At 43.2% G+C, this 6,432-nt stretch carries 5 protein-coding genes; 2 read left to right on the plus strand and 3 right to left on the minus strand.

Annotation, left to right across the window (positions count from 1 at the left end; translation table 11 throughout):
• Nucleotides 1–6: 6 nt before the first annotated feature.
• Both pgl and zwf read right to left on the minus strand, forming a co-directional pair.
• Nucleotides 7–699, minus strand: a complete 693-nt coding sequence (pgl, locus tag AC27KT_RS13265) for a 6-phosphogluconolactonase (RefSeq protein WP_487130673.1) — start codon at nt 697–699, stop codon at nt 7–9.
• A gap of 1 nt (nt 700) precedes the next feature.
• A complete protein-coding gene (zwf, locus tag AC27KT_RS13270) occupies nt 701–2,194 on the minus strand; it encodes a glucose-6-phosphate dehydrogenase (protein WP_474873383.1) in 1,494 nt (497 codons plus the stop codon).
• Nucleotides 2,195–2,478: 284 nt separating this feature from the next.
• Here zwf and AC27KT_RS13275 point away from each other — a divergent pair, with 284 nt between their 5' ends.
• Nucleotides 2,479–3,330, plus strand: a complete 852-nt coding sequence (locus AC27KT_RS13275) for a MurR/RpiR family transcriptional regulator (RefSeq protein WP_015067467.1) — start codon at nt 2,479–2,481, stop codon at nt 3,328–3,330.
• Between the two features lie 238 nt (nt 3,331–3,568).
• Entirely contained in the window at nt 3,569–5,005 is a 1,437-nt protein-coding gene (pyk, locus tag AC27KT_RS13280; protein ID WP_487130676.1) for a pyruvate kinase, read from the plus strand.
• 130 nt (nt 5,006–5,135) lie between these two features.
• Here the strand turns inward: pyk and AC27KT_RS13285 are convergent, their stop codons facing one another.
• Nucleotides 5,136–5,513, minus strand: a complete 378-nt coding sequence (locus AC27KT_RS13285) for a hypothetical protein (protein WP_487130678.1) — start codon at nt 5,511–5,513, stop codon at nt 5,136–5,138.
• Nucleotides 5,514–6,432 lie beyond the last annotated feature (919 nt).

The raw sequence follows: 6,432 nt of genomic DNA on the forward strand, positions 1-6,432 counted from the left end.
TGTCTCCTATGGCGCCCACATCAGAGTGACCGGTGCTCTATTTACAACCGCGGTGATGGGCTTTTGCGCTTCGGTAGCATTTTCAATAGCATCTAGCAGAACTTGCTTTTTCTTTTCACCCGTTAAGTGTAAAAAGATATTTCGACTATTGAGTAACGCAGGTAGCGTTAATGAAATACGTTGATGAGGTGCTGTTGTAGGTTGAACAGCAATGCAAGTTCTGCCGCTGCTCATATCTAAGCCGTCAAGTACTTGTTCTGAACACGGGAAAAGCGATGCTGTATGCCCATCTTCCCCCATGCCAAGAATCAATGCGTCAAAAGGCTGTGTCATGCTAGCTAGGTTAGACTCAGCTGTATTTACGCCTTCGTTTGCATCGCCAACATCGCTTTTAAGTTCGATAAAACGAGCTGGTGCGGCTTTATTTTGAATTAGGTTGTTTTTCACTAAGCTGGTGTTGCTGGCCTCGTGGCCTTCTTCAACCCAGCGTTCGTCGGCAAGGGTAATGTCAACCTTATCCCACTCTAAATCGGTCTCGCTAAGCTGCTTGAACAGCGCCAGTGGAGTACGCCCCCCACTCACCACAAGCGACGCACGACCGCGAGTCTTAATACCTGTTTTCAAAATACTGACTAAGTCATGCGCGAATGCATCTGTCAGTGCGTCAGGTGTTTCAAATGATAGAGTTGTTAACGCCATATTATTTCTTCTTCACTGTTTTGCTTTCATACCAGCTGCGATTCTCACGCGCAAGAAGGCCAATAGAATCTACCGGACCCCATGTACCTGCTTGATATGGCTCAGGCGGCTCGCTTGATTGCTTCCACGCTTCAAGAATTGAATCTACCCATGTCCAGGCTTGTTCAATTTCATCGCGACGAACAAACAGCGCCTGATTACCCAACATGACCTCAAGGAGCAGCTTTTCGTATGCGTCAGGGATACGCTCGTCAGCGAACGCTTCGGAGAAACTAAGGTTAAGCTTAGATTTTTGAAGATCCATCGAACCTGAGCTGGTCAGGCCCGGAACTTTATTCATTACGGTGATTTCTACGCCCTCATCAGGCTGTAGACGAATAACCAACTTGTTAGGTGGAAGGTTTTTAAAGCTATCACCAAATAGGTTATGCGGTTGGCGTTTGAAGTAAATAACAACTTCACTCACCTTAGTCGGCATACGCTTACCTGTGCGCAGGTAAAATGGCACGCCGGCCCAACGCCAGTTGTCAATTTCAGCTTTTATTGCAATAAAGGTTTCAGTTTTACTCTGTGTATTGGCACCTTCTTCTTCAAGGTAACCAGGTACTTCTTCGCCTTTAACAAAACCAGACGTGTACTGACCGCGTACCGTGCTTTCGTTAATGTTAAACGAGTTGATAGGGCGAAGCGCTTTAAGCACTTTAAGCTTTTCATCACGAATGCTGTCGGCATCTAACGTTGTTGGCGGCTCCATTGCAACCAAGCTTAGAATTTGTAACAGGTGATTTTGCACCATGTCACGCATTTGTCCCGCGTCGTCGAAATAGCCCCATCGCCCTTCAATACCGACTGACTCTGCAACTGAAATTTGTACGTGGTCAATACAGTTGTGATCCCAGTTTGTTGCAAAAATAGAGTTAGCAAAACGAAGCGATACTAAGTTAAGTACCGTTTCTTTACCTAGATAGTGGTCAATGCGGTAAATCTGTTTTTCGTCGAAGTATTCAGCAACTTGTTCATTGATAACTTTCGACGATTCCAAATCGTGACCGATTGGCTTTTCAAGCACTACACGAACACTTGAGTCGATAATTTTGCAGCTATGTAGGCCGCGACAAATGTCGCCATAAATAGCAGGCGGTGTAGCTAAGTAACACACCATGGTGCGAGTTGGGTCAACGTGGTCGTCTAAAACGCAGTAACTTTCCACATCTTTCATGTCTACGCATGCATAATGCAAACGCGCTTTCATGCGTTCCCAAGTTTCTTCACATAAGTTCTTTTCACCAAACTTAATAAGGTTGGCGTGAACTTCTTCAATATATGCTTCAAGCTCCATTTCCTGACGCGCCACACCAACAATAGTAGTGTCTGGGTGCATCAAGTTAGCTTTTTCTAACTGATATAAAGAAGGCAATAACTTGCGTCGTGAAAGATCTCCCAGCGTACCAAAAAGTACAAAATCACAGGGCTCGTAGGAATTATCCAATACCATATTCGTCGACCTTATAAATGTATATGCTCGCAGCGTATTATAAAATTGTTTACAACACTAACGACTATTTTTACCGTATAGTTAACACCAAATGTAGTAAAATTACAACTTGAACCAACCATAGGATCTGAATCTTTACCATTTCCCTCAGTTTACCCTTATTTACCCTGTGAAAAACAACAAAATTTGTCAAAAAATTACATTTTTCTTGTCACAGACGTCACATTGGGTACTATTACAGGTGTACCTTACAATAAATTGTGCTAACTAATTGCTATATCTGTATGAACATTTTAGAAAAAATCACACAAAATCAAGCGGCATTCAGCAAATCTGAGAAAAAGGTGGCTGAAGTCATTTTGGCTAATCCACAAACAGCCATTCATTCTAGTATAGCAACCCTAGCTAAGATGTCGGATGTTAGTGAGCCTACTGTTAACCGATTCTGTCGAAGGCTCGATACGAAAGGCTTTCCAGACTTTAAACTCCATTTAGCGCAAAGTTTGGCAAATGGCACGCCGTACGTTAACCGACACGTTGATGAAAATGACAGTCCGGATGAATACACGAATAAGATTTTTGAGTCGACTATGGCCTCGCTTGAAGTTGCCCGTCAGTCGGTTAACGTCAATGTTGTTAATCGTGTAGTCGACCTGCTGACTCAGGCTCAGAAAATTTCGTTTTTTGGCCTGGGTGCTTCAGCATCTGTCGCTCACGATGCGCTGAATAAATTCTTTCGATTCAACGTCCCCGTTGTGTACTTTGAAGACATCCTGATGCAGCGTATGAGCTGTATGAATTGTTCGGCGGGAGATGTAGTTGTACTTATAAGTCATACTGGTCGTACAAAGAGTCTTGTTGAGATAGCGCAGATCGCCAGAATGAACGATGCCACAGTTGTTGGTATTACGTCAGCGGACAGCCCATTGGCTCAAGAGTGCAGCTACGTACTGTCGTTGGAAGTACCAGAAGATACTGATATGTATATGCCTATGGCGTCTCGCATTGCGCAGCTCACCCTCATTGACGTGCTTGCAACTGGATTCACGTTGCGCCGTGGTAATAAGTTCAGAGAAAACCTTAAGCGTGTTAAAGACACACTTCGGGGTTCACGATACGAGAAACGCGGCGATTAAATCGCCATTACACTGATCATAGTCGCATTTATTGCCGTAGCAATTAGCGGCTAATGAACCCAGAAGAACGCCTAACTGGTCGAGCCAGTTAGGCGTTTTTGTTTATTTCATTCACATTATTGTCAAATTCAACTATTATTCTGTAATAAAATTACGTAAAGCGATTACAGGTATTTTCCCATTGTGGAATACCTATCACTCTTTGTCTTTTCTAACTTAGAAACAGCGACGGAATCACATGACCAGAAGAACGAAAATTCTTGCCACCCTAGGACCTGCAACAGACTCACTTGAAAAAATCCAGGCGCTAATAGCGGCAGGCGCGAATACAGTGCGTATGAACTTTTCTCACGGGCAGGCTGAAGATCATATCGAGCGTGCCAAGCGCGTTCGTCAGGCTGCAAAAAACTTAGGTAAATACGTAGCTATCTTAGGCGATCTTCAAGGTCCTAAAATTCGTGTCGCTCGTTTTTCAGAAGGTGCTGTTCACCTGGACGTAGGCGCTAAGTTTGTCCTAGACGCAGAGCTTGGTCGCGATGAAGGCAATGTTAACCAGGTAGGCATTGATTACAAAGCGCTTCCTGATGATGTATCTGCAGGCGACATTCTTCTTCTTGATGACGGCCGTATTCAGCTTCGCGTAACGGGTGTTGAAGGTCGCAAGGTGCTTACTGAGGTCACCGTAGGTGGTAAACTTTCAAACAATAAAGGCATAAACCGTCAAGGCGGTGGGCTTTCTGCTGATGCCCTTACCGACAAAGATAAAGAAGACATCAAAACCGCGGCCAAGATTGGTGTTGATTACCTTGCGGTCTCATTTCCTCGAAGCGGTGCAGACCTGAATTATGCTAGAGAGCTTGCTGAAGCGGCAGGTTGCTACGCAAAAATTTGTGCGAAGGTTGAACGTGCTGAAACGGTAGCTTCTGATGAAGCCATGGACGACATCATTACTGCGTCAGACGCCGTTATGGTAGCCCGTGGTGATTTAGGTGTTGAAATTGGAGACGCAGAACTTGTAGGCGTTCAGAAAAAGCTTATCGCCCGCTCTCGTCAACTGAACAAAGTGGTTATTACTGCGACTCAAATGATGGAGTCGATGATTGATAGCCCTATGCCAACGCGTGCAGAAGTAATGGACGTTGCAAACGCCGTACTTGATGGCACTGACGCGGTTATGCTTTCAGCTGAAACTGCCGCAGGTAACTTCCCTATCGAAACGGTTGCTGCTATGGCCCGAGTGTGTGAAGGTGCAGAAACCCATCCGAGCGTTAAAATCTCTAAGCACCGCATGGACCAGCAGTTTTCATCTACTAGCGAATCAATTGCCCTCTCTGCTGTATACGCTGCAAACCACTTGCCAAGCGTTAAAGCGATTGTAGGTTTAACTGAAAGCGGAACTACGCCAACATTGATGTCACGCATCACTACAGCTCTGCCAATTATTGCGATGTCTCGTCACGAATCAACGCTGAATACAATGGCGCTTTGCCGTGGCGTTAAGCCGGTTTTCTTCGACTCATCTAACAGTGAGCCTGGCAAATTGAAGTACGATGTCATTGCATCACTTAAAGAAAAAGGCTTGGTGAAAAGCGGAGACAGTATCATTCTGACTTATGGCGATGAAATGGAAAAAGTAGGCGCAACTAATACCCTGAAAATCGTAGAAGTAGAATAGCAACGAAAACAATATTAAAGCGAAGCTTAAGCTTCGCTTTTCTTTGCCTGAAATTTGTGTGGATATGAAAGTCAAAAACGCCCCTTACGTTCTCAAAACGTAAAGGGCGTTTTCAGTAATGATGTTTGGGCTAAATTGCCTGTGCGGTGTAGCTCTCTGTCTCTCGAGCGATATCGTTCGCATATTGTGAAAGATGGTGGTTAAGGATGTTCTCAGCGCGCTCGACAAACTCGTCACGTTTGAATTTCCAGCCTCTTAAATCAGCTTGTTTTGCCTGCTTAACATAAAAATCTAAGCGTGTTTTTCTAAGCAGATGCGCCTTTTTGGATAAATCAAACTCTACAAGTGATAATGTCTGTTCAACTTTGACGATATCTGCATGAACAGTGCGTTCAGCGTCATCAGCCGTTGCTTGGCTAATTGAAAGCTTACCCTGTCCGAACAAACCGATTAATGCTATTACAACTGAAAGAACTATAGCTGAATAAACCCACTTTAAAACGTTCATGCCTCACTCCTTGACCAACTGTGAACTGCTCATATTTTGGTTAACAATTTATTTGGTTAACGATCCTGTCGCTGAAAAATCAATCTATGTCGGTCAGCGCGCTAATTTTAATTACTATGTGTAATTTGAATTTGCAGTTTCTATACCACAATATATTTCTTTGTATTTCAGGAAGATATGAAACAAGACTGCTACTGCAAAATGTATTGAAAGAATTTTCTACACACTTTAAGAGAAATTTTCCGTGTCTTTCCTTTGGGGTTATCAAAGCCTTTCCGAACAAAACTTAGCGAAACGGCCTCAAATAAACAGCAGATGAAGAATATAGTGTTCAGTGTTTTTTCGGTATTACCAAAAAGTTCACTTATCGCGCTAAATATTGCCGTGTGCATAGTCATAAGTATGAGTTGAATAGCTAAGCGATTATCTACGAGGGGGTTTAAATGTCTAAAATAAAAATAATGCCTTTTGGCTTTTCGTTATTTGACGTTTCCGTTACGACATAGGCTACGCCGGTTCTAATGCTTCTTCCATTAATTCACACTTCGGATATTGCTAATGTTTGAGCACTTCCAGCTGAAAAGTTTGATTTAAGAAAATGGAAAATTACTCCCCCTATTGATAAAGATAACAATGGAAAAGTTGTCGAATTATCCGTACAGAATATTCAAAGCTTTGACCACAAGCACTTTTTTCATGTTTTGGTTGGCGCTACGCTAAAAACAAGGGATGTCCATAATATGCTGTTGCTATTTCCGCATTAAAAGAAATAAAAAGTGTCTCTTCTAACTTTGTGATGCAAGAAGTTGAGAGAAGTTGTCTGATTGAATAGAGGTTGAATTCATTAGTTATGTCGATGTAACAACCTGTCTACCCTACTTACGTTAGGCAAGAACAAAGGGGCGAATGCCCCTTTTTT

It is taken from the genome of Alteromonas sp. 5NW40-0090 (genome assembly GCF_057552975.1).

Coding starts and splice junctions, on each gene's coding strand:
- pgl (WP_487130673.1), bottom strand. CDS start 699: ATGGCGTTAACAACTCTATCATTTGAAACACCTGACGCACTGACAGAT.
- zwf (WP_474873383.1), bottom strand. CDS start 2,194: ATGGTATTGGATAATTCCTACGAGCCCTGTGATTTTGTACTTTTTGGT.
- AC27KT_RS13275 (WP_015067467.1), top strand. CDS start 2,479: ATGAACATTTTAGAAAAAATCACACAAAATCAAGCGGCATTCAGCAAA.
- pyk (WP_487130676.1), top strand. CDS start 3,569: ATGACCAGAAGAACGAAAATTCTTGCCACCCTAGGACCTGCAACAGAC.
- AC27KT_RS13285 (WP_487130678.1), bottom strand. CDS start 5,513: ATGAACGTTTTAAAGTGGGTTTATTCAGCTATAGTTCTTTCAGTTGTA.